Here is a 22,547-nt window from a genome sequence, read left to right on the forward strand (position 1 = left end):
GGGTGGATGCATCATGTTCCTGCACGTTCAGGACCCTGGGGGGTGGAGAATTGCTCACAACTGACGCTAAACCGACACATCCTCACCCCGAGAGCCCACTGTGTGGCGAAGGAGCGAGGCTGTACGCCTCCGCACTGAGCAACGGGCGGCTCGCGCGGGCCGAGGCTGAGAACGCACCGTGCCTTCTGGAGTCCGCGCTCGTCCATCCCGACCCGGATGACGCGGACTGGCTGCGCCCCGTTCCACCGGCCACGGCACTCGCTCAGCGACTGCATCCGCTGGAGCGCGAGATCCAGGACCGGAGGCGGCTCGCGGTCGAGCTGACCGACACCTTCGAGCCATTCATGGCCATCCCCACCCGCGTGGAACCCACGAGCCACGCGATCACGGTATTGGAGGGCGAGGCCCGCATCAACGAAGCGATCGAGCAGGCCACGGCCGAGTGCCGGCACGAGGTCCTGACGGTCCAGCCCGGCGGCGGCCGGAGCGAGGAGAGGTTGAATATCGCGCTCCGGCGCGGGCAGACCATCCTCGACCGCGGCATCTCGATGCGTACCCTCTACCAGCACACCGTCCGGCACAGCCGGGGCACCCTCGCCTACGCGGCCTACATGTCGCACGGCAACGTGCAGATACGCACGCTGGAGGAGGTGATCGACCGACTGATGATCTTCGACCGCAGCGTCGCCATCCTCCCCGCGCGCGCCGACCGCCAGGACGCCCTGGAGGTGCGCCACCCCGCCCTGGTCGAATACCTCTTCAAGGTCTTCGAGCAGCAGTGGCAGCAGGCGACGCCCCTGCTCGACGAGGACCCCTACCCGCCCTCCGCCGACGGGATCACCGGCGTGCAGCGCTCCATCGCCCGGCTGCTCATCGAGGGCCACGTGGACGAGGCGATCGCCCGCCGCCTCGGCATGAACGTGCGGACCTGCCGTGCCCACATAGCGAAGATCGCCGCCGCCCTCGGCAGCGGCAGCCGCGCCCAACTGGGCTATCTCATCGCCCAGTCCGGCATCCTCGGGCAGGACAAGTCCCCATGACCACCGAACCCCGGCACCCCCACCCGCACGGACCCGACGAGCTGTGCGCGGAGGGTTCCGCCCTCTACGCCCGCGCGCTGCGCGAGGGGCGCGTCACCCAGCGGGACGCCGACTCCACCCCCTGCCTCATCGACTTCGGCCTGCTCCACCCCGACGTCGAGGACATGCGCTGGCTGCGCCCCACCGCCCCCGCCATCGCCCTGCCCCAGCTCCTGCGCGGCATCGAGGACCGCATCGGCAAGGAGCGCCGCCGCGAGGAGCGCCTCACCGCGATGTTCGAGCCCCTGATGGCGCTCGACGCCCGCCAGACCGTGGGCGCGGACCACCAGGACATCACCGTCCTCGACGGCTTCGACCGGATCAACGAGGCGATCACCCGGGCCACCGGCGACGCCGCCCACGAGCTGCGCACCGTCCAGCCCGGCGGGGCCCGCTCCCCCGAGATACTGGCCGACGCGCTCCCGCGCGAGCAGGAGTTCCTGTCCCGCGGCTGCCGCATGCGCACGCTGTACCAGCACACCACCCGCCACTCCCTGCCCGCCCTGGCACACTACGAACAGCTAGACGGCGACGTAGAGGTCCGCACGCTCAACGAAGTAACCGAGCGCATGGTCGTCCTGGACCACACGGTGGCATTCATACCGGCGAGCAAGGACCGCACGGCGGCCCTGGAGATACGCCAGCCCGCGATCGTCGACTACCTCATCACCACCTTCGAACGACTGTGGCGCCTCGCGACCCCCATGTACCCGCACGCGGCCCAGCTCCCCGCGGAGAACGGGGTCACGACCCGCCAGCGGGCCATCGCCGAGCTCCTCATCGAGGGCCTCACGGACACCGAGATAGCCGAGCGGCTCGGCATGAACGTGCGTACCGCACGCGAACACATCGCGAAGCTCGCCGCGATCCTCGGCAGCAACAGCCGCGCACAACTCGGATATCTCATTGGCCAGTCAGGAATCCTGAACCAGAATCACTAGCTGCTGAGCGTGGGAGCCGGCGGGGACCGGCGCCGGCGAGCCGTGAGGAGGGGCAGCGACGTGGCGAGGGATCACAGTCCGCACGGCGCCGGGGAGCTGTGCGGAGTGGGCAGGGCCACGTACGTCCGCGCCCTCCAGGACGGCGGCGTCCCGGCCGCCGACGCCGACCGGGCCCCCTGCGTCGTCGACCTCGGGCTGCTCAGGACCGACCCCCGCGACGCCGCCCGGCTGCTTCCCGTCGCCCCGTCCGTCGCGCTGCCCCGGCTCCTGCACGCCCTCGACGCCGGCGTCACCGACGAGCGCGCCCGGCAGCGGCGGCTCGCCGAGGCCTTCGCCCCGCTGATGACCCTCGGGGAGGGGCAGTTCACGGGGGCCCGCTCGCCGGGCGCCACCGTCCTCAAGGGCCTGTCCCGCATCAACGAGGCCATCGACCACGCCGCCGCCGGTGCCAGCCGGGAGGCCCTCGCCATCCAGCCCGGCGGCAGGCGGGTCCAGGAGACCCTGGAGCAGGCGGTGCCGCGCGCGGACGGCCTCCTCTCCCGCGGTGGCCGGATGCGCTCGCTCTACCCGCACACCGGCCTGCACGCCTGCCCCGTGTACGCCTACTTCCAGCGGCTCGACGGCGACGTGGAGGCCCGCACCCTGACGGAACCGCCCGGGCGGCTGCTCGTGTTCGACCGCTCCGTCGCCTTCATCCCGGCGGGCGAGAGCCGGGACGTGGCCCTGCGGATACACCAGCCCGCCGTCATCTCCTACCTGGTGACCACCTTCAAGCTGCTGTGGCAGCTCGCCACGCCCATGTGGCCGGACGCCGCCCCCGAGCCGCCCCGGCAGGGCATCACCCCCCGCCAGCTCGCCATCGCCGAGCTGCTCACCGAGGGCCTCACCGACACCGAGATCGCCGCCCGGCTCGGGATGAACGTACGGACGGCCCGGGTGCACATCGCCAAGCTGTCGGCCGTCCTGCACAGCCAGAGCCGGGCCCAGCTCGGCTATCTCATCGGGCAGTCGGGCATCCTCGGCGAGGGCCGGGCCTAGGGGCCGCCCGAGGGGCCCGGCCGACCGGCCCGGCCTAGATGGCCCGCTGGAGCGGCAGGCCGACCGCGCGCAGGGCCTCGCGCACCACGCGCTCCCCGTCCAGGCTGTCGGCGCCCAGGTCGAGCACCGCCGACTGCTCCCACCGCACCGAGGAGGGGCGCCCCATGCTCACCCGCCACACCACGGCGGGCGCGGCGCCCTCGCCCCGGGTGTCCAGGGCGATGTTCAGGACCCGCACCACGGAGACCTTCGCCACCACCTGGAGCGGGAAGTCACCGGCGAGCAGCTGGCGGTCGACGACCCAGGTCACCGGGTAGCCACGGCCGTTGAGGTCGTCGGCGATCACGTGCATGGCGGCCGCGTGGCGGTCGGGCGTGCGGGACGCGGCGGCGCGCCCCGGCGTCGCGTCCCGGCCCGAGGGCTCGGCGGGGCGCACCCCGGCTGCCTCCATGTCGCCATCACCTCACCGTTCAGGGGCCGTTGGCGTTCGGGTCCGGTCGGCCACGAAGAGCGGGACCACGTGGCGCGCTCCCCGCGAGCTCACGGGTTCCGACAGGAGCACCGTGACGGTCACAGCTCCGCGAACCGGTCGTCCTACGCGACGAGGTCCCCCTGGGCGCTCACGTCGCGCGGGGAAATCCCCGCGGCCCGGTCTCCTCCCCTCCTGCCCCCCTTTCTCCGCGCGCGGGCACTCGGCTCCACGGGCGCGTTCTCTGCACCATAAGCCCAAGGGCGGCACCGACCAATGGAGCCGCCCGCGCGTCCGGTGCGCCGCGAGGCCCGGTCCCCGGCGCCGGTGGTGTCCGTGCCGCGCGGTGGCACGCGAGCGGGACGGACAGGCCGGGGGACGCCCCGCCACAGGCTTGCCGCCGCCCCGCCATTGAAGGCGGTTGCCGCGTTGGCGACAATGGCCCCTCACGTGCCGTACCGGCGGGAGGAGCAAGGGGAGCGCCGTGCCGGACGGAGCGATGCGCGAGACGGACACGGGCCCTTGGGCCCACCCGCCGCACGGCCCCGACGACCTCTGCGAGCAGGGACGGGCCCTGTACGCCCGGGCCCTGCACGACGGCCGCGTCCCCGCCGACGCGGCCCACGCCGACTGTCTGCGCCCCTTCGGCCTGCTGCGCGCGGACCCGGCGGGCGACCCGGCGTGGCTGGTGCCCGCCGCGCCCGTCGTGGCCCTGCCCCGGCTCCTTGAGGACATCGAGCAGCGCGTGGCACGGCACCGCGCCCGGGCCGCCCGGCTCGCGGCCGCCTTCGAGCCGCTCATCCTGGCCGAGCCGGTTCCCGACCCGGACTCGGCGGCGGCGCACCTCACCGTCCTCCAGGGCGTACCGAGGATCAGGACGGCCGTGCGGCAGGCCCTCGCCGACGCCCGCGAGGAGCTGCTCGCGGTCCAGCCCAGCGGCCCGCGACCGCGCCTGCTGCCCCACGACGAGCCGTGGCGCATGGCCGAGTTCGTCGCGCGCGGCGGGCAGCTGCGCACCCTCGCCCGGCCGCCGCGCGGCGGCGCGCCGCCGCGGACGCATCCGCTGGGGCCCGCCGTCGACGGCGAGGCCCGCACGCTCGACGAACTCCCGCCCTGTCTCATCCTCCTCGACCGGCGCGTCGCGTTCATCCCGGCGGACCCCGGCGGCGAGATCTCCTTCGAAGTGCGCTCGCCCGCACTCATCTCGTACGTCGCGAGCGCCTTCGACATTCTCTGGCGGCTCGCGCGGCCGCTGTACCGGGAAGACGCCCCGCCGCTGCCCGACAAGGCGATCTCACCGGTGCAGCTGGAGATCGCACGCCTTCTCACCGAAGGCCTCACCGACACGGAAATCGCCACGCGCACGGATCTGAACGTCCGTACCGTACGCGTCCACATCGCCAAGGTGGCGCAGGTGCTCGGCAGTACGAGCCGGGCCCAACTCGGCTTCCTCATCAGCCAGTCCGGAATACTCGAACGCCATGCCTCACGGCGTTTCTCCCCCGGCCGGTGAGCGGGAGGACCGGCATGCCCCCGAGGGACGAGCGCCACCGCCCGCACGGGGCCGACACGTGGTGCGCCGCGGGGGCCGCGCTCTACGCCCGGGCCCTGCGCGAGCGCCGCGTACCCGCGCGGGACGCGGAACACGCGCCCTGCCTCGTCGACTTCGGCCTCCTGCACCCCGACCTCGACGACATGGCGTGGCTGCTGCCCAGCGCCCCCTCGCGCGCCCTGCTGCGGCTGCTGCGCGGCATCGAGGAGGACGTGGCGCACGAACGGCGCCGCGAGGCCGAGCTGACCGCCGCGTTCGAGCCGCTGCTCGCCCTCGCGCGCCCGGCGGCGGAGCAGACGGCCGCACCTTCCCCACCGGCCGCTGGCCCGCCCGCGATCACCCTGCTCAGGGGCCTGCCCCGGATCACCGACGCCGTCTGCCGGGCCGCGGACGCCTGCGCCAACGAGGCCCTGACCGTGCAGCCCGGCGGCTTCCACCGCGTCTGGGACCTGGGCGCGGCGCCGCCGCGCGAACAGCCGCTGCTGTCCCGCGGCTGCCGGCTGCGCACCCTGTACCAGCACACGGCCCGGCACGCCTTCCCCGTGCTCGCCCGCTTCGAGGAGCTGGCGGGCGACGTGGAGGTCCGCACGCTGAGCGAGGTCACGGCCCAGCTCGTCGTCTTCGACCGCGCCGTCGCCTTCGTCCCCGCCGACCGGGACCGCGCCCTGGCCCTGGAGATCCGCGTGCCCGCCCTGGCCGGTTATCTGGCCGCGCTCTTCGACCGCCTGTGGCGCCTGGCGACGCCCCTGTTCCCGCACCCGGCGCCGCAGCCCGCGCGGGGCGGCATAACCGCCCGCCAGCGCGCCATCGCCGAACTGCTCACCGAGGGCCTCACCGACGCGGGCATCGCCGAGCGCCTCGGCATGAACGTCCGTACCGTACGCGTCCACATCGCCAAGCTGGCCCAGGTCCTCGGCAGCACGGGCCGCACCCAACTCGGCTACCGCATCGGCCAGTCGGGCCTCCTCGGCCCCACAGGCCCGGGCGGCCCTCGCGGATCCCGCGGCCCCGGCCGTACCCGCTGAGGCACGAACGTCCGCAATTGCGGCTACTTGCCCCCGCCCCCGCCCCTTGCACCGCAACAAGTTGACGGTAGCGGAGCGTGGGCGCGGCACTGCATGGTGAGGACCGCAGCGGCTCTGTTGTGGTCTCCCCCCGCGGGGTCGCGCTTCCCTGAGGCGCTCCGGCCCGCCGCGTTCCGTGGCGGGCCGGGGCAGCCACGCGCCCCGCGGAGCGGGCGCCTACGCCTGACCCGCCCACTCCCGCAGCAGGCGCTCGCGCAGCTCGCGGCGCGGCGTGCCGCCCTCGTGCGAGCGCCCCCACTCGGCCATCGCCGACAGCGTGGTCAGCAGCGTGGCGGCCCCCTCCGTGAGCCGGGCGAGCAGGGCGCGGGACAGGTCGTACTCCTTCTGGGAGTAGCCGTACGCCGCCGCCACGTACGCGGTCAGCTCGACCTCCTGGTCGGCGGTCTCCACGCACACGGTCATCGAGGGCGCGTCCTCACCGCCGCCGAGCCCGACCGTGAGCGCCATGTCCACCACCATCCCGACCTGCCGCTTCAGCGACTTCACCGGGACGTCCTCGATGCTCAGCGCCCGTACGTCGTCCCAGAGCCACAGGCCGGACTGCTGGTGCCCGAGCCCGGCCACCCCCTCGGGTGTCAGCCGGACCCCGGGAGCGAGCCCGGACGGCTTCGAGCCCACGTACACATCGCCCTCGGCGATCCAGAACAGCCCGACCATGGCCATGGAGAATCCAGCTTTCCCGCGGAAGAAACACGACAGCCTGCCAACTATAGGAGTGCGGCGTGCCGTCCAGCGTTCCCCTGCGACTCCTCGCCGGAGCGCCCCGTCCCCCACGGACCAGCGGTTTCTCTCCCCCCACCACGTGCGCACCTCCCGTCACTCCGGGCACGACGAAGGCCGGGCGCCCGCCCCCGAGTCGTTCGGGTACGGGCGCCCGGCCTTCGCGTGCCGGACCGCGGCGGGCTACTGCTCCGGCGACCTCTTCGGTCGCCACACCACGAGCGCGCTCGCCTGCTGCACGTCCTGGTACGGCACCAGGTCGCGGCGGTAGGAGGCGTGGACCTGGGCCTCGCGCTGCTGCATCGCGGCGGCCGCGCCCTCGACGGCCGCCGACAGCTCGGCGACCCGGGACTGGAGCGCGGCGACCTGGTTCTCCAGCTCGATGATGCGCTTGATGCCCGCGAGGTTGATGCCCTCCTCCTGGGAGAGCTGCTGGACGGTGCGGAGCAGCTCGATGTCCCGGGCGGAGTACCGCCGGCCCCGGCCCGCGGTGCGGTCGGGCGAGACCAGGCCCAGGCGGTCGTACTGCCGCAGGGTCTGGGGGTGGAGACCGGAGAGCTGGGCCGCCACCGAGATGACGTACACCGGGGTCTCGTCCGTCAGCTGATACGGGTTGCGTCGGCGGCCGTCCCGCTCCATGAGGTCACGCTCCCTTCGCGGCCTTGAACAGTTCTGCCCGCGGATCGAGATCCGCAGTCGCCTTGCGGTACTCCTCCAGGGCTTCCTTCGCCTCGGGGGACAGCGTCGTCGGTACGGACACCTCCACCGTGACGAGCAGGTCGCCGGGCGTGCCGTCCTTGCGGGCGGGGCCCTTGCCGCGCACCCGCATCGTGCGCCCGTTCGGCGTGCCCGGGGGCAGCTTCAGGGTGACGGGCACGCCGCCGAGCGTGGGCACCCGCACCTCGCCGCCGAGCGCGGCCTCGGAGAGGGTCACCGGGACCGTCACCGTGAGGTTCTCGCCCCTGCGGCCGAAGACCGGGTGGGCGTCCACATGGACGACCACGTACAGATCGCCCGCGGGGCCGCCGCGCTCACCGGGAGCGCCCTTGCCGCGCAGGCGGATCCGCTGGCCGTCGCTGACGCCCGCCGGGATGCGCACCTGCATCGTCCGCGACGACTTCGCGCGGCCGCTGCCGTGGCACACCTCGCAGGGCGTCTCGGCGATCAGGCCGCGGCCCTTGCAGTCCACGCAGGGGTCGGTGAGGGAGAACCCGCCACCGCCGCCCCGGGAGACCTGGCCCGTGCCCACACAGGTGGGGCACACGCGCGGCGTGCCGTTCTTGTCGCCGGTGCCCGAGCACGCCTTGCAGGCGGCCTGCGAGGACATGCGCAGCGGAACCGTCGCGCCCTCCACCGCCTCCGTGAAGCTCAGCGTGACCTCGGACTCGATGTCCTGGCCGCGGCGCGGCTGCGTACGCGTCCCCGTGCCCGCGCCGCCGCGGTTGAACAGGCCCCCGAAGACGTCACCTAGGCCGCCGCCGAAGCCGCCGGCGCCCGCTCCACCGCCGCCCGGGGCGCCGCCTCCGAAGAGGTCGCCCAGGTCGAAGTTGAACGTGCCGCCGCCCGCTCCGGGGCCTGGCCTGAATCCGCCGTTGCCGAAGAGCGCGCGGGCCTCGTCGTACTCCTTGCGCTTCTTCGGGTCGCCGAGGACGTCGTTCGCCTCGGAGATCTCCTTGAAGCGCTCCTCGGCCTTCGCGTTGCCCTTGTTGGCGTCCGGGTGGTTCTCGCGGGCGAGCTTCCGGTACGCCTTCTTGATCTCGGCTTCGGTGGCGTCCTTGGGGACGCCGAGGACCTTGTAGAAGTCCTTCTCGATGAAGTCCTTGGTGCTCATCCCCGACGTCCCTCCTTCCTCGTCGTCAGGTCGACGCCGACGCCGACCGCGACGCCGGGTCCGCGACCATCATGGTCGCCGGGGGCCCGGCCGCGGCCGACGTCGCCGTCCGTGTCAACGTCAGCCCTTGTCCGGGCCACCGTTCTCCTTGTTCTCGGCCTTGTCGGCCTGGTCGGCGGGCTGGCCCGCGTCCTTGGCCTCGGCCTGGTCCGCGGCGGCGGGCGTCTCGACCTCGCCGTCGGCGCCGTCGGCCGCGTCCGGCTTCACCGTCTGCGCGCCGGGCTGCGGCTCCGCCACCGCCACGCGGGCGGGACGGATGACGCGCTCGCCGATGCGATACCCCGGCTGGAGGATCGCGACGCACGTCGTCTCCGTGACGTCCGGTGCGTAGCTGTGCATCAGGGCCTCGTGGATCGTCGGGTCGAAGGGCTCGCCCTCCTTGCCGAACTGCTGGAGGCCCATCTTGGCGACGACGGTCTCCAGCGATTCGGCCACCGACTTGAAGCCGCCGACCAGCTCGCCGTGGTCCCGCGCGCGGCCGACGTCGTCGAGGGTCGGGAGCAGCTCGGTGAGGAGGTTCGCCGAGGCGATCTCCTTCACCGTCACCTTGTCCCGCTCCACGCGGCGGCGGTAGTTCTGGTACTCGGCCTGGAGCCGCTGGAGGTCCGCGGTGCGCTCGCTGAGCGCCGAGCGGGCCTGGTCCAGCTGGGCCGTCAGTCCTGCTTCTCGCATTGCGTCCCCGGCCGGGGCCGCCGGGCCCTCCTCGCTGGAGGGCTCGGCGGCCTGCGGCGCCGCTTCGTCAGGGGTGGCGCCGGAGGGGACGTCGGGCCGCTCGGCGTCGCCGAAGCCCGGGGTCTCCTCCGTCATCAGGCAGCGCCGCCCTTCGCGTCACCGGGCTTCTCGTCGTCGACGATCTCGGCGTCCACGACGTCGTCTTCCTTGGACATGTTCGGCGCCTCGGCGCCCGGGGCGGCACCTTCGGCACCGGGGGCGCCCGCCGCCTGGGCGTCGGCGTACATGGCCTGGCCCAGCTTCTGGGAGACGGCGGCGACCTTCTCCGTGGCGGTGCGGATCTCCGCGGTGTCCTCGCCCTTGAGCTTCTCCTTCAGCTCGGCGACGGCCGTCTCGACCTCGGTCTTGACGTCACCGGGGACCTTGTCCTCGTTGTCCTTGAGGAACTTCTCCGTCTGGTAGACGAGCTGCTCGCCCTGGTTGCGCGACTCGGCGGCCTCGCGGCGTGCGTGGTCCTCGTCCGCGTACTTCTCGGCCTCTTCGCGCATGCGGTTGACCTCGTCCTTCGGCAGCGAGGAGCCACCGGTGACGGTCATCTTCTGCTCCTTGCCCGTGCCGAGGTCCTTCGCGGTCACGTGCATGATCCCGTTGGCGTCGATGTCGAAGGAGACCTCGATCTGCGGGACGCCGCGCGGGGCCGGGGGCAGGCCGGTCAGCTCGAACATGCCGAGCTTCTTGTTGTACGCCGCGATCTCGCGCTCGCCCTGGTAGACCTGGATCTGCACGGACGGCTGGTTGTCCTCGGCCGTCGTGAAGATCTCGGAGCGCTTCGTCGGAATCGTGGTGTTCCGCTCGATGAGCTTGGTCATGATGCCGCCCTTGGTCTCGATGCCAAGCGACAGCGGGGTCACGTCGAGGAGCAGGACGTCCTTGACCTCGCCCTTGAGGACACCGGCCTGGAGGGCGGCGCCGATGGCGACGACCTCGTCCGGGTTCACGCCCTTGTTGGCCTCGTTGCCGCCGGTCAGCTCCTTGACGAGCTCGGCGACGGCGGGCATGCGGGTGGAGCCGCCGACGAGGACGACGTGGTCGATCTCGGAGAGCTGGATGCCCGCGTCCTTGATGACGTTGTGGAACGGCGTCTTGCAGCGCTCCAGGAGGTCGGACGTGAGCTGCTGGAACTGGGCGCGCGTGAGCTTCTCGTCCAGGTGCAGCGGGCCCTCGGCGGAGGCCGTGATGTAGGGCAGGTTGATCGTCGTCTCGGTCGAGGACGAGAGCTCGATCTTCGCCTTCTCGGCGGCCTCGCGCAGGCGCTGGAGCGCCATCTTGTCCTTGGACAGGTCGACGCCGTGGCCGTTGGCGAACTGCTTGACCAGGTAGTCGACGACGCGCTGGTCCCAGTCGTCACCACCGAGGTGGTTGTCGCCGTTGGTGGCCTTCACCTCGACGACGCCGTCGCCGATCTCGAGCAGCGAGACGTCGAAGGTGCCGCCACCGAGGTCGAAGACGAGAATGGTCTGGTCGTCCTTGTCGAGGCCGTAGGCCAGGGCGGCGGCAGTCGGCTCGTTGACAATGCGCAGGACGTTCAGACCCGCGATCTCACCGGCCTCCTTCGTCGCCTGACGCTCGGAGTCGTTGAAGTACGCGGGCACGGTGATGACCGCGTCCGTGACCTTCTCGCCCAGGTACGCCTCGGCGTCGCGCTTCAGCTTCTGCAGGATGAAGGCGCTGATCTGCTGCGGGTTGAAGTTCTTGTCGTCGATGTCGACCTTCCAGTCCGTGCCCATGTGGCGCTTCACGGAGCGGATGGTCCTGTCGACGTTGGTGACTGCCTGGCGCTTGGCGACCTCGCCCACCAGGACCTCACCGTTCTTGGCGAAGGCGACGACGGACGGCGTGGTCCTGGCGCCTTCGGCGTTGGTGATGACGGTGGGCTCGCCGCCTTCGAGAACGCTGACGACGGAGTTAGTCGTGCCCAGGTCGATGCCGACCGCACGTGCCATTTCAATGCCTCCAGATACCTACTTGAGTGGAACTGACTCAAGGATGCCCCACAGGTTGCCCCGAGTCAACAGAGCTGAGTCGACAGGACTCAACTCTTATCCCACCCTTACGCGCAACCCAGGGATCACGGGGAGAGACGGCGCCCGCCCCGGAAGGGTTGAGCGGCGCCGAGCGGGGGCGGAAAGGGAAGCCTGAGCGACACAGATCACCGCCTGCCTGGCTGCGCGGCCGCACCGTATGTGGGTAGTCTCAGACGGACTGCATAAGTTACTGCTTAGTAATAGACGCCTCGCAGGCCTGAGGAGCCCCGAAATGCAACTCGCCGCGATCATCGTGTCGCTGGTCCTAATCGCGGTCGGCGTCGCGCTGTTCGGCCGTGCCATCCTGCAGATCTACCAGTTCGTGCGGCTCGGCCAGGCCGTGCCCGCAGGCACCCGGACCGACGCGCCCGCCGAGCGCACCCTCACCGTGGTCAAGGAGTTCCTCGGCCACACCCGGATGAACCGGTGGGGCATCGTCGGCGTCGCGCACTGGTTCGTGGCGGTGGGCTTCTTCTCCCTGCTGCTCACGATCGTGAACGCCATCGGCCAGCTCTTCAAGGCCGACTGGATCCTGCCGGTCATCGGCGACTGGGCGCCGTACAACGTCTTCGTCGAGTTCCTCGGCACGATGACCGTGCTCGGCATCCTGACGCTGATCGTCATCCGGCAGCTGAACCGGCCGGGCAAGCCGGGCCGCAAGTCCCGCTTCGCGGGCTCCAACACGGGCCAGGCGTACTTCGTCGAGGGCGTCATCCTCATCGTGGGCGTCTGCATCTTCATGCTGCACGCCCTGGAGGGCGCCCAGCACCACGTGGACGGCTACGAGGCCTCGTTCTTCCTCTCGTACCCGTTCGTCTCGTGGTTCTCGGGCATGGACCTCTCGACGCTCCAGAACCTCACGTATTTCTTCGCCGGTCTGAAGATCGCGACCTCGTTCATCTGGATGATCACGGTCTCCCTGAAGACCGACATGGGCGTCGCCTGGCACCGCTTCCTGGCCTTCCCCAACATCTGGTTCAAGCGGAAGGCCGACGGCTCCACCGCGCTCGGCCCGCTCCTGCCGATGACGAGCGGCGGCAAGGAGATCGACTGGGAGGACCCGGACGAGGACACCGTCTTCGGCGTCAGCCAGGTCGAGCAGTTCTCCTGGAAGGGCATCCTCGACTTCTCCACCTGCACCGAGTGCGGCCGCTGCCAGTCGCAGTGCCCCGCCTGGAACACCGGCAAGCCCCTGTCGCCGAAGCTCCTGATCATGTCGCTGCGCGACCACGCGCACGCCAAGGCCCCGTACCTGCTCGCCGGGGGCGGCAAGTCCATGGAGGGCGAGGAGAAGGCGACCGCCGAGCAGCTCAAGGACGTTCCCGCCGCCGCGCTCGCGGAGGCCGAGCGCCCGCTGATCGGCACCCTCGAAGAGAACGGCGTCATCGACCCGGACGTCCTGTGGTCCTGCACCACCTGCGGCGCCTGCGTCGAGCAGTGCCCCGTCGACATCGAGCACATCGACCACATCGTCGACATGCGCCGCTACCAGGTGATGATCGAGTCCGCGTTCCCGTCCGAGGCGGGCACGATGCTCAAGAACCTGGAGAAGAAGGGCAACCCCTGGGGCCTGGCCAAGAAGCAGCGCCTGGAGTGGACCAAGGAGGTCGACTTCGAGGTCCCGGTCGTCGGCAAGGACATCGAGGACCTCACCGAGGTCGAGTACCTGTACTGGGTCGGCTGCGCGGGCGCCCTGGAGGACCGGGCCAAGAAGACCACGAAGGCCTTCGCGGAGCTGCTGCACATGGCGGGCGTGAAGTTCGCGATCATGGGCGGCGACGAGAAGTGCACGGGTGACTCGGCCCGGCGCCTCGGCAACGAGCCGCTCTTCCAGCAGCTGGGCGCCGAGAACGTGGCCTCGCTGAACATGGCGTTCGGCGAGGACGACGACGACCCGGAGACGAAGAAGCCCAAGTCGGCCAAGAAGATCGTCGCGACCTGCCCGCACTGCCTCAACACCCTCGGCAACGAGTACCCGCAGCTCGGCGGCGACTACGAGGTCATCCACCACACCCAGCTGCTCCAGCACCTCATCGACGAGGGCAAGCTCATCCCGGTCACGCCGGTCGAGGGCCTGATCACGTACCACGACCCCTGCTACCTGGGCCGTCACAACAAGATCTACACGCCCCCGCGCGAGATCATGGACAAGGTCCCGGGCCTGCGCCAGCAGGAGATGCACCGCCACAAGGAGCGCGGCTTCTGCTGCGGCGCCGGTGGCGCGCGGATGTGGATGGAGGAGCGGATCGGCAAGCGCATCAACACGGAGCGCGTGGACGAGGCCCTCAGCCTCAACCCGGACATCGTGTCGACGGCCTGCCCGTTCTGCCTGGTCATGCTGACCGACTCTGTCAACGGCAAGAAGAACGATGGCCAGGCCAAGGAGTCCCTCCAGGTCGTGGACGTGGCGCAGCTGCTCCTCGACTCGGTCAAGACGCCCGTCGACCCGGCGGGCGCGGCCGAGGCGGAGAGCGAGCCGGAGCCCGAGCCGGTGAAGTGAGCCGCACGAGACGGTCGTAAGTGAGCCGCACAAGACGGTCGTAACGGGCCGGTTCCGCCCTGGCGGAACCGGCCCTTCGGCGTTCGTGTAAACCTGTGGTGCTCATGACGACTGTGGTGACTCAGGGGTGGGTGGCTTGAGGAGATCCGGTATACGACTGCTGGCCGCCGCCGTCGGCTGCGCCCTTCTCCTCGCGGGCTGCGGCGGCGACGGCGAGTCCCACGCCCGCCCCGCGCCCGAAGGACTCACGGCCCGCGGCGCGCCCCACAAGGCCGTCCCGCAGGGCAGGGGCAGCAAGGTGCCCGACGACTTCAACGGCGACGGCGCCCGCGACCTCGTCCTCGACGACCTGGCGCACCGCGGGCACGGCGACGACCCCGGCATCGGCGTCGTCTACGGCGGCCGCGCCGGACTCGCCCCCGGCACCCGGCAGCTGCTGACCGCGCGCGCCAACGGCGCCCGTACGAAGGGCGAGCTGCCCGCCGCGTTCGAGTCCGAGGCGGCCTGCGACCTGGACGGGGACGGGTTCACCGACCTGGTGGTGTCGACGGATCCGCCCTACGACGGCCAGGGGCAGCCGCCGGTGCCGCTCCAGCTCCTCTTCGGCTCCCCGAAGGGCCTGACCGGCAAGGCCGTCAAGCTCCGCGTGCCCGCGCGGGCGCGGCTCGGCAACGACTGGCCGGACCAGCCGGTGTGCGGCGACTTCGACGGGGACGGGGCCCAGGACCTCGTGCTGCACGCGAGCGGCGCCCATCTGACCTTCCTGCGCGGCCCCTTCACCCGCGCGGGCGGGCCGCGCGCCGCCGCGGCCCCGCTCCCCGCGCCCGGCAACGAGCTGGTGACGGGCGGCCCCGCCGTGGACGTGAACCGCGACGGCTACGACGACCTGGTGGTCCGCGCTGCGGCGGGCGCGTCCCGTGGCGGCCTGGTCCTCGGCGGGCCCAAGGGGCCGAGCCGCACCGGGGCGCTGCTCCCCGCGGGCACGGACACGGCCTTCGGCGCCTTCCGCGGCGGCCGCGCGGTGGACGCGGCGCTGCCGGGGCCGCGCGGCATCGCCCTGCGCTACGACGTGCCCGGCACCGCACGGGCCACCCTCGCGGTGCGCGACGCCGCCGTGCGGACCGGCGACCTCGACGGCGACGGCCGCGGCGAGCTCGTCGTGACCGGGGGCCGCCCCGGCGAGGTGTGGCTCTACCGGGGCCGCGCCACGGGCCTCCCGGCCCGCCCCACGGCCACGCTCGCCCCCGCGCACAGGGGTGAGGCCGTCCAGGTCCTGAAGGTGGCCGACTTCGACGGCGACCGCCGCGCGGACCTGGTCGTACGGACGTCCACGGGCCGGGGCACGGACCGCGTGGAGGTGTACCGGGGCGTGAGGTCCGGCGCCCTGGTGGAGCGGAAGCCGGTCCTCACCTTCTCCACGACGATGTTCACCAACCGCTAGCCCGCAAGGTCCGGTTCACTTCACAGCCAACCTCGCACAACCATTCGTACAGCCCGCCGGTCACATCCCCGGAAGGACCACTTCACTCACGGGGAGCGTACGTGCGCGCAAGGAACCTGGCCCTCACGGCGACCGCGGTCGCCCTCGCGGCCGCCGCGGTCACGCTGCCGCTGGCAGGCACGGCCGCCGCCGCGCCCACCGTCCGCAAGGACGACTTCAACGGCGACGGCCACCGCGACCTGGTGATCGGGACGCCGGGGGCCAATTCCGTGACCGTGTCGTACGGTTCGGCGGCGGGCGTCGACGAGCGCCGGTCCACGACCCTCACGCAGGACACGCCCGGGGTGCCCGGAGTCACCGAGCGGGGCGACGAGTTCGGCGAGAGCGTCACCAGCGGGGACGTGGACAGCGACGGCTACGCGGACCTGATCGTCGGCGCGCCCGGCGAGAGGACGGCGGGCAGGCCCGAGGGCACCGTCACGGTCATCTGGGGCGGCAAGGACGGCTTCAAGCGGGGCGGCGAGGTCCTGACCGCGCCCGCCGACAGCGAGCGCCGCTTCGGCGAGGCCGCCGTCTTCGTCGACATCGACGGCGACGAGGCCGCGAACCTCGCCGTGATCAGCGGCAACCGCTGGTGGTTCTACGCCGACGGCGTCCCGCGCGACGGCCGTGCGATCGGCCTGGAGACCGACTTCCTGCCCCAGGGCGTCCGCCTGGACAACATGACCGCGGGCCACTTCACGTCCAAGGACGGCTACACGTACGTCCTCACCGGCGAGCGCGCGGACGGCGGCGCCTACACCGCGTACATGAAGGGCGGCGCGGGCGACTACGGCTACTGGTCCGGCGTCCTCGCCGAGGGCGAAGACCCGAGCGCCTCGCGCGACCCGCTCACCCTCGGCGACCTCGACGGCGACGGCTACGACGACCTGGTCACGGGCAACCCCCGTGCGGCGAAGGGCGGCGCCATCAGCGTCCGCTACGGCGGCGACGCGAAGTTCGGCGCCCCCGTGACGTACACGCAGGACAGCGCGGGCGTGCCCGGCAGCGACGAGCCGGGCGACGCGTTCGGCCGGTCGGTGGCGGCGGGCGACGTGACGGGCGACGGCCGCGCGGACGTCGCCGTCGGCGTGCCCGGCGAGACGGCCGGTGCCCCGTCCGTGCGGGGCGCGGGCGGCGTCGTCGTCCTCAAGAGCGGCGCCCGCGGCCTGGGCGACGGCCGCGGCCTGCACCAGGACACGGCCGGGGTGCCGGGCGTCGGCGAGACCGGCGACGCGTTCGGCTCCAGCGTCCGCCTGAAGGACGTCACCAAGGACGGCAAGGCGGACCTGGCCGTCGGCGCGGGCGGCGAGGACATCGGCTCGGGCTCCGCCGCGCGGCGGGACGCGGGCGCCGTGTGGGTCCTGCGCGGCTCCTCGGGCGGCGTCACGGCCGCGCGCGCGACCTCGTTCAACGGCTCCGACCTCGGCGTGCGGCTGCCCGCGGGCGCGGGCGGCGTCGGCAACGCCTTCGGCGAGACGCTTCGCTGAACCTGCCCCTCCCCCATCCCTCATCTCTCCCAGCACAGTTGGAGCAACCTTGCGCAAGAAGACCCTGTCGGCCGCGGTGCTGTGCGCCGCGACCGTGATCGGTGTCGCGGGCCTGTCCGCCACGCCCGCCGCGGCGGCCGAGCCCGCGCCCCGGCCGAAGGCCGACTTCAACGGCGACGGCTTCGCGGACCTCGCGGTCGGCGTCCCCGACGCGACCGTCGGCGGCAAGACCAAGGCCGGATACGTGAACGTGGTCTGGGGCGGCAAGAACGGCCTCGGCAAGCACGGTTCGGCGACCATCAGCCAGGACTCGGCCGGGGTCCCCGGCAACGCCGAGAAGGGCGACGGCTTCGGCCGCACGGTGCGGCCCGCCGACATGAACGGCGACGGCATCACGGACATCGTCGTCGGCACCCCCGACGAGGACAGCGGCGCCAAGCTGAGCACGGGCACCGTCACCGTCCTGTGGGGCTCGAAGTCCGGCATCAAGGGCGGTTTCACGGCCGCCAGCGGCGAGTACTCCGACAACAGCCTGGGCGCCGTCCTCACCACCGGCGACTTCGACGGCGACGGCAAGCAGGACATCGTCCTGAACTCCCACTTCGACGAGTCCAGCGCGCTGATGCTGCGCCCCGGCCCGTTCAAGGCGGGCACGCCCGCGAAGCTGTCGCGCGTCGACAGCTGGCACTTCGGCGGCCCGCGCGCGGTCACGACCGGTGACTTCGACGGCGACGGGCGCGACGACCTGGCGCTGGCGTACGGCGGTATGGAGATCCTGGGCACCAAGGTCATCAGCCGTGCCTCCGGCGAGTGGAAGCCCCAGTGGTCCACCGGCAACGGGTCGACCGCGCTCGCCGCGGGCGACTTCGACGGCGACGGCACGACGGACCTGGCCCTGGGCGGCGTGCAGGCCAACCCGGAGTCGGAGGACCCGAGCGAGGCGTTCTGCCAGAACCCGGTGGGCGGCGCGATCGCCACGGTCTACGGCAAGAAGGACGCCGCGCTCGGCGGCCCGGTCGCCTGCACCACGCAGGACTCCCCCGAGGTCGGCGGCACCGCCGAGATCGAGGACGACTTCGGCGCGCACCTGGCCGTGGGCAACCTCGACCGGGACGGCGTCGACGAGCTGATCGTGGGCGCCGACACGGAGACCGTGGGCACCGCGAAGAAGGCGGGCAGCTACTGGACGCTGGCCTCCGCGGGCACGGGCAAGCCGTTCGTCGGCCCGTCCTTCACCCAGAACTCGGCGGGCGTCCCCGGCACGGCCGAGGCGGGCGACCGCTTCGGCGCGGCCGTCGCCACCGGTGACTTCAACGGCGACGGCTACCCCGACACGGCGGTCGGCGCGCCCGGCGAGGACGCGGCGACGGGCGGCGTCTGGTACGGCCGGACCCCGAAGGACGGCCCCAACCCGCCCCAGGTCACCGTCACCCCGGGCAAGCTCTCCCTCAAGGGAGCCCACGCGTACGGCGCGGTCCTGGGCCGCTAGCCCACCGCCCCCGTACGGACCGGGGCCGCGTGCACCAGCACGCGGCCCCGGCACCAGCTCACGTGTCCGTGAACGCCGATGGCCCCCTCACTGAACCAGTGAGGGGGCCATCGACTTCATGGAGCGCCCGGCAGGCCTTGCACCTACATTTCCCATCGGATGATGGGCGTCTTTCCTTGGACCACAGACGCGCGACTTCGGTGTTGTGCGCCGAAGTTGTGCCTTGATCTTACACAGCTTCAGGGCCTCAGGTCCAACTCCGCGCCCTGGGGCGGACACCTGGGCCGGGACCTCCGCCACGCGGGGGAGGCGAACATCGCACGCCAGCCCGATCCCGGCGCGCCGGTGGCCAACAAGACTGCTCCCCATGGCGATCAGTGAAGCGAACCCGGCGGTCGCGGCCCGCGTCGCCGCGAGGACCGAGCGGCCCGTGCCCCGCTGGGCGGAGCGCGTCGCCCGGCTGCTCCCCCTCGTGGCCCTGCCCGTGTGCCTGTGGCGGCTGCCGATCGGCTTCGGCTTCCTGATGGGCATGGACGCCGAACGCGAGACCTGGCCCGTATGGGCGGGCGTGGCCTACGTGGTGACGCTCAGTCTGCTGTCCGAGGCGTTCGCGCTGCTGTGCCGGGGCCTGGTGCGGCCGTGGGGCGAGACCGTGCCCGGCTGGGTGCCGGGGCTGCGCGGGCGGCGGATACCGCCCTTCGTGGTGATCGTGCCCGCGGCGCTGAGCGGTCTGCTGCTCACGGGGCTGCTCGTCGAGTGGCTGCTGTCCACGTTCCACATCGCGGGCTTCGCGAACGTCCCCTATACGAACGGCTGGTGGGCCCTGTTGGCCGCCGTGGTCAGCGGTCTGTTCGTGCTGTGGGGCCCGATGGTGCTCGCGTTGACGTACGCGTACTGGCGTCGACGCCAACTCCCCATTACAGCAAGGTAACTTCACCTGGCGGGCACACAACCCTCACAGCCCGTCAGCGGTCTCTCCTAGGTCAAGGTCCAGGCCAACGCATACGCAAACGCGTGGCCGGGCCCGCACATCCGTCATCAGACCCGCAGGAGAGATCACCGCATGGCTCAGCGCAAGCGCACCGCCTCCCGCGACACCCGGCCCCACAGACCCGGCCACCGCCTCCGCCTCGCCGCCGCCACGACCGCCGTGGCGCTCACCGGCGGGCTCCTCCTGGGCGCCGTACCGACGGCCGCCGCGGCACCGCGGGCCGCCCTCCCCGCCACGGACGCCGACTTCGACGGCGACGGCCACGCGGACATCGCCACCTCCGCCCCCTTCACCTACGTGAACGGCAAGGAGGCGGCGGGCGCCGTCGTCGTCACGTACGGGAAGGCGAGCGGCGTCGGCCGCTCCGTGAAGTACACGCAGAACAGCCAGGGCGTCCCCGGGGACGCCGAGGCGCAGGACTGGTTCGGCAACGACCTGGCGTACGGGGACTTCGACGGCGACGGCTACGACGACCTGCTCGCGAGCGTCTCCGGCGAGGACGTCGGCCGGGACAAGGACGGCGGCAGCCTCCAGATCCTGTGGGGCTCGCCGGGCGGCCTCAAGGGCGGCACCACCCTGAAGGACCCGCGGCCCTCGAAGCACGACAACTTCGGCGGGGTCCTCCAGGCCGGTGACTTCGACGGCGACGGCAAGGACGACATCGCCATGGGCACGGTGACGACGGCCGTCGTCGACGTCTACCGCGGCGGCTTCACCCGCGGCGGCCGGACCGGCGGCCACTACACCGTCACCCCCCGCATCCACGGCAACGGCGAGGTCGGCGTCAAGAACCTGCACTCCGGGGACGCCAACGGCGACGGCAAGGACGACCTGATCGTCAACGGCTACGAGAACGACACCCAGCGCGGCTACGACGCCAACTGGTGGATCCCCGGCTCCCGTTCCGGCCTCAAGGTGTCCGCCGCGCAGAAGCTGCTCCCCGGCATCATCACGGACCTGGGCGACACCGACAAGGACGGCTACGACGACGTCGTCATCGGCAACTACTGGGACGGCGGCCTCCCGGGCGCGGCCAAGGGCGGCGCGGTGCACGTCGTGCACGGCGGGGCACGGGGCCCGGCGCACGGGGACCGCGACAAGTTCACCCAGAACACCTCCGGTGTCCCCGGCAGCGGCGAGAAGGGCGACAGCTTCGGCAACGAGCTGGACCTCGGCGACATCAACGGCGACGGCAACCTTGACCTGGTCGTCAGCGCCCCCGGCGAGACCGTCGACGGCGTCAAGGACGCGGGCGCGGTGACCGTCCTGTACGGCCGCGCGAACGGCTCCGGCCTCAGCGGCCGCGGCGCGAAGCTCCTCACCCAGGACAGCCCCGGCGTACCGGACTCCAACGAGCAGCACGACTTCCTCGGCACGGACGTGCACGCCGACGACCTGAACGGCGACGGCCGCGCGGACGTGATCCTGGGCGCCTACGGCGAGAACGCGGGCAACGGCGCCGTCTACCCCCTGCTCTCCGCCCCCGACGGCTCCCTCAAGGGCACCTCCGCCATCTACCCCGGCACAGCGGGCCTCCCGCCCACCGGCACCCCCCACTTGGGCTCGAACTTCGCCGACTGATAGCCCTATGTCACCACGGCCGGGCCCGCACGGGCCCGGCCCCGACCTTCAGGAACCTCCTTTGCGTCTCCGCACCACCGCCCTGCTCACCACCACCCTCACCGCGGCCGCGCTCGTCCCGGCCGCCCTGCCCACGACGGCGACCGCGGCCCCGGCCCCGGCCAAGTACGCCGACGACTTCGACGGGGACGGATACCGGGACCTCGCCGTCAGCGCCCCGAACGCCACCGTCTCCGGCAAGGAGTACGCGGGCCAGGTGGTGGTTCTCTATGGTTCGGCACAGGGGCTCGGCCTCGCACGGAAGAAGACCTTCTCGCAGGCCTCCACGGGGATCCCCGGTGTCCCGGAGAAAGAGGACCGGTTCGGGGAGCAGTTGGTGGCCGGTGACCTCAACGGTGACGGGTACGGCGATCTCGTCGTCGGAACTCCGCGTGAGGACGTCGGCACCGACCGCGACGCGGGCGACGTCACCGTCATCTGGGGAAGCCGTACCGGCCTCACCACGGGAGCCACCGTCAAACCGGCGGCCGTTCCGGACCGGAGCTGTGCCTTCGGAGAGGGCTTCGCCATCGGGGACACCGATGGCAACGGCGCAGCGGACCTGACCGTCGGCTCCCGCTGCAGCGCCCAGCACTTCTACGGCCCGTTCACCCGCGCGGGCGCTCCGCTCAAGAAGGAGAGGGACCGGCAGTTCGGCACGGCGCGCGGTGGTGTCACCGGCAACGTGGACGGTGACGCGTACGCGGAGCGCATTCTGCTGCCCTACACGTCCAGCGACGACCCACGAGGGCGGGTGTACGTCGACAACTGGGATGAAGGGCGGTACAAGCGCGCCGAGTTGAAGGGCGCCGACGGCACCGCCGGAGCCGTCGGTGACGTCAACGGCGACGGCTACGGGGACCTCGTACTCGGCGACGCGCAGGACCCGTCCCCGGAGGCACCCGGCGGCCACCGCGGTGGCGAGATCTCCGTCTGGTACGGAGGGGCCTCGGGCATCGACCCGGAGCAGCGGCCGACCCGTGTCCACCAGGACACCGCCCACGTTCCCGGGACGGGCGAGCGAGGCGACGGGTTCGGCGCCGCCGTCAGCACCGCGGACATCGACGGCGACAGCATCGACGACGTCGTCGTGGCGGCCCCCGGTGAGAAGGTCGGTGGCAAGGACGCGGCGGGCGCGGTGACCGTGCTGCTCGGCTCGGAGCGCGGGCTGACCGGCCGCGGTTCCCGGACCCTCCACCAGAACACGCGGGGCGTGTCCGGCTCGGCCGAGGCCTACGACATCTTCGGTCTGACGGTCCGCCTGGCCGACCACAACGGCGACAAGAAGGCCGACCTGACCGTGGGTGTCCCCGGGGAGAACCGCTACGGCTGCATCTGGCACGCACCGCGCGCGGCCACCCGCGGCTCCTTCTCGGCCTGCGCGAACAAGCTCGGCATCAAGGGTGAGGAGGCCGCACTCGGCTCCGTGCTCGCGTACTGAGCGCC

The 22,547-nt window shown here is 72.3% G+C and carries 18 protein-coding genes; 12 read left to right on the forward strand and 6 right to left on the reverse strand.

The window, feature by feature from the left end; genetic code table 11:
* Window positions 1–50 precede the first annotated feature (50 nt).
* Genes ACIG3E_RS04730 through ACIG3E_RS04740 form a run of 3 tightly spaced genes read left to right on the forward strand, consistent with a single transcriptional unit; the run spans window position 51 to window position 3,058 of the window.
* Window positions 51–1,040, forward strand: coding sequence for a helix-turn-helix transcriptional regulator (locus ACIG3E_RS04730; protein WP_399611233.1), 990 nt, complete (start codon window positions 51–53; stop codon window positions 1,038–1,040).
* Window positions 1,037–2,020, forward strand: a complete 984-nt coding sequence (locus tag ACIG3E_RS04735) for a LuxR C-terminal-related transcriptional regulator (protein ID WP_399611236.1) — start codon at window positions 1,037–1,039, stop codon at window positions 2,018–2,020. Before ACIG3E_RS04730 ends, ACIG3E_RS04735 begins: the two co-directional genes overlap by 4 nt.
* Before the next feature lie 60 nt (window positions 2,021–2,080).
* Window positions 2,081–3,058, forward strand: coding sequence for a LuxR C-terminal-related transcriptional regulator (locus ACIG3E_RS04740; protein WP_399611239.1), 978 nt, complete (start codon window positions 2,081–2,083; stop codon window positions 3,056–3,058).
* 34 nt (window positions 3,059–3,092) lie between these two features.
* Here ACIG3E_RS04740 and ACIG3E_RS04745 read toward each other — a convergent pair whose 3' ends face one another.
* Complete coding sequence (locus ACIG3E_RS04745) at window positions 3,093–3,509, reverse strand: hypothetical protein (protein ID WP_399611241.1); 417 nt, start codon at window positions 3,507–3,509, stop codon at window positions 3,093–3,095.
* 502 nt (window positions 3,510–4,011) lie between these two features.
* Between ACIG3E_RS04745 and ACIG3E_RS04750 the strand changes: the two genes are divergently transcribed.
* Window positions 4,012–5,040 (forward strand): LuxR C-terminal-related transcriptional regulator, encoded by a 1,029-nt coding sequence (locus ACIG3E_RS04750; protein ID WP_399611243.1) that lies wholly within the window; start codon window positions 4,012–4,014, stop codon window positions 5,038–5,040.
* 14 nt (window positions 5,041–5,054) lie between these two features.
* On the forward strand, window positions 5,055–6,104 hold the full coding sequence (locus tag ACIG3E_RS04755) for a LuxR C-terminal-related transcriptional regulator (protein ID WP_399611246.1): 1,050 nt from the start codon (window positions 5,055–5,057) through the stop codon (window positions 6,102–6,104).
* 216 nt (window positions 6,105–6,320) lie between these two features.
* Here ACIG3E_RS04755 and ACIG3E_RS04760 read toward each other — a convergent pair whose 3' ends face one another.
* From ACIG3E_RS04760 to dnaK, 5 genes are all read right to left on the reverse strand, one after another.
* Window positions 6,321–6,827, reverse strand: coding sequence for a hypothetical protein (locus ACIG3E_RS04760; RefSeq protein WP_242720239.1), 507 nt, complete (start codon window positions 6,825–6,827; stop codon window positions 6,321–6,323).
* Window positions 6,828–7,067: 240 nt separating this feature from the next.
* A complete protein-coding gene (locus tag ACIG3E_RS04765) occupies window positions 7,068–7,523 on the reverse strand; it encodes a heat shock protein transcriptional repressor HspR (RefSeq protein ID WP_030682652.1) in 456 nt (151 codons plus the stop codon).
* 4 nt (window positions 7,524–7,527) lie between these two features.
* Window positions 7,528–8,715, reverse strand: a complete 1,188-nt coding sequence (dnaJ, locus tag ACIG3E_RS04770; RefSeq protein ID WP_399611250.1) for a molecular chaperone DnaJ — start codon at window positions 8,713–8,715, stop codon at window positions 7,528–7,530.
* Between the two features lie 120 nt (window positions 8,716–8,835).
* Entirely contained in the window at window positions 8,836–9,582 is a 747-nt protein-coding gene (grpE, locus tag ACIG3E_RS04775; protein ID WP_399611253.1) for a nucleotide exchange factor GrpE, read from the reverse strand.
* Window positions 9,582–11,450 carry a molecular chaperone DnaK gene (dnaK, locus tag ACIG3E_RS04780; RefSeq protein ID WP_399611254.1) on the reverse strand — a complete coding sequence of 623 codons (1,869 nt, stop codon included), beginning with the start codon at window positions 11,448–11,450 and terminating at the stop codon, window positions 9,582–9,584. Before dnaK ends, grpE begins: the two co-directional genes overlap by 1 nt.
* 313 nt (window positions 11,451–11,763) lie before the next feature.
* On the opposite strand from dnaK, the gene ACIG3E_RS04785 reads away from it, so the two are divergent.
* The 7 genes from ACIG3E_RS04785 to ACIG3E_RS04815 all read left to right on the forward strand — a co-directional run bounded on the left by ACIG3E_RS04785 (window position 11,764) and on the right by ACIG3E_RS04815 (window position 22,542).
* The gene (locus tag ACIG3E_RS04785; RefSeq protein WP_399611257.1) at window positions 11,764–14,031 is read left to right on the forward strand and encodes a (Fe-S)-binding protein; all 2,268 of its coding nucleotides are present in this window, start codon (window positions 11,764–11,766) and stop codon (window positions 14,029–14,031) included.
* A gap of 136 nt (window positions 14,032–14,167) precedes the next feature.
* Complete coding sequence (locus ACIG3E_RS04790) at window positions 14,168–15,472, forward strand: FG-GAP repeat domain-containing protein (protein ID WP_399611260.1); 1,305 nt, start codon at window positions 14,168–14,170, stop codon at window positions 15,470–15,472.
* 101 nt (window positions 15,473–15,573) lie between these two features.
* Window positions 15,574–17,001 (forward strand): FG-GAP repeat protein, encoded by a 1,428-nt coding sequence (locus ACIG3E_RS04795; RefSeq protein ID WP_399611262.1) that lies wholly within the window; start codon window positions 15,574–15,576, stop codon window positions 16,999–17,001.
* Between the two features lie 49 nt (window positions 17,002–17,050).
* A complete protein-coding gene (locus ACIG3E_RS04800) occupies window positions 17,051–18,490 on the forward strand; it encodes an FG-GAP and VCBS repeat-containing protein (protein WP_399611264.1) in 1,440 nt (479 codons plus the stop codon).
* 367 nt (window positions 18,491–18,857) lie between these two features.
* Window positions 18,858–19,421 (forward strand): hypothetical protein, encoded by a 564-nt coding sequence (locus ACIG3E_RS04805; protein WP_399611267.1) that lies wholly within the window; start codon window positions 18,858–18,860, stop codon window positions 19,419–19,421.
* Window positions 19,422–19,553: 132 nt separating this feature from the next.
* Window positions 19,554–21,062 (forward strand): FG-GAP repeat protein, encoded by a 1,509-nt coding sequence (locus ACIG3E_RS04810; protein WP_399611270.1) that lies wholly within the window; start codon window positions 19,554–19,556, stop codon window positions 21,060–21,062.
* A 61-nt stretch (window positions 21,063–21,123) separates the two neighbouring features.
* On the forward strand, window positions 21,124–22,542 hold the full coding sequence (locus tag ACIG3E_RS04815) for a hypothetical protein (RefSeq protein WP_399611273.1): 1,419 nt from the start codon (window positions 21,124–21,126) through the stop codon (window positions 22,540–22,542).
* Window positions 22,543–22,547: the final 5 nt, after the last annotated feature.

This window comes from Streptomyces sp. NPDC053474 (assembly GCF_044544845.1).
GTDB lineage: Bacteria > Actinomycetota > Actinomycetes > Streptomycetales > Streptomycetaceae > Streptomyces.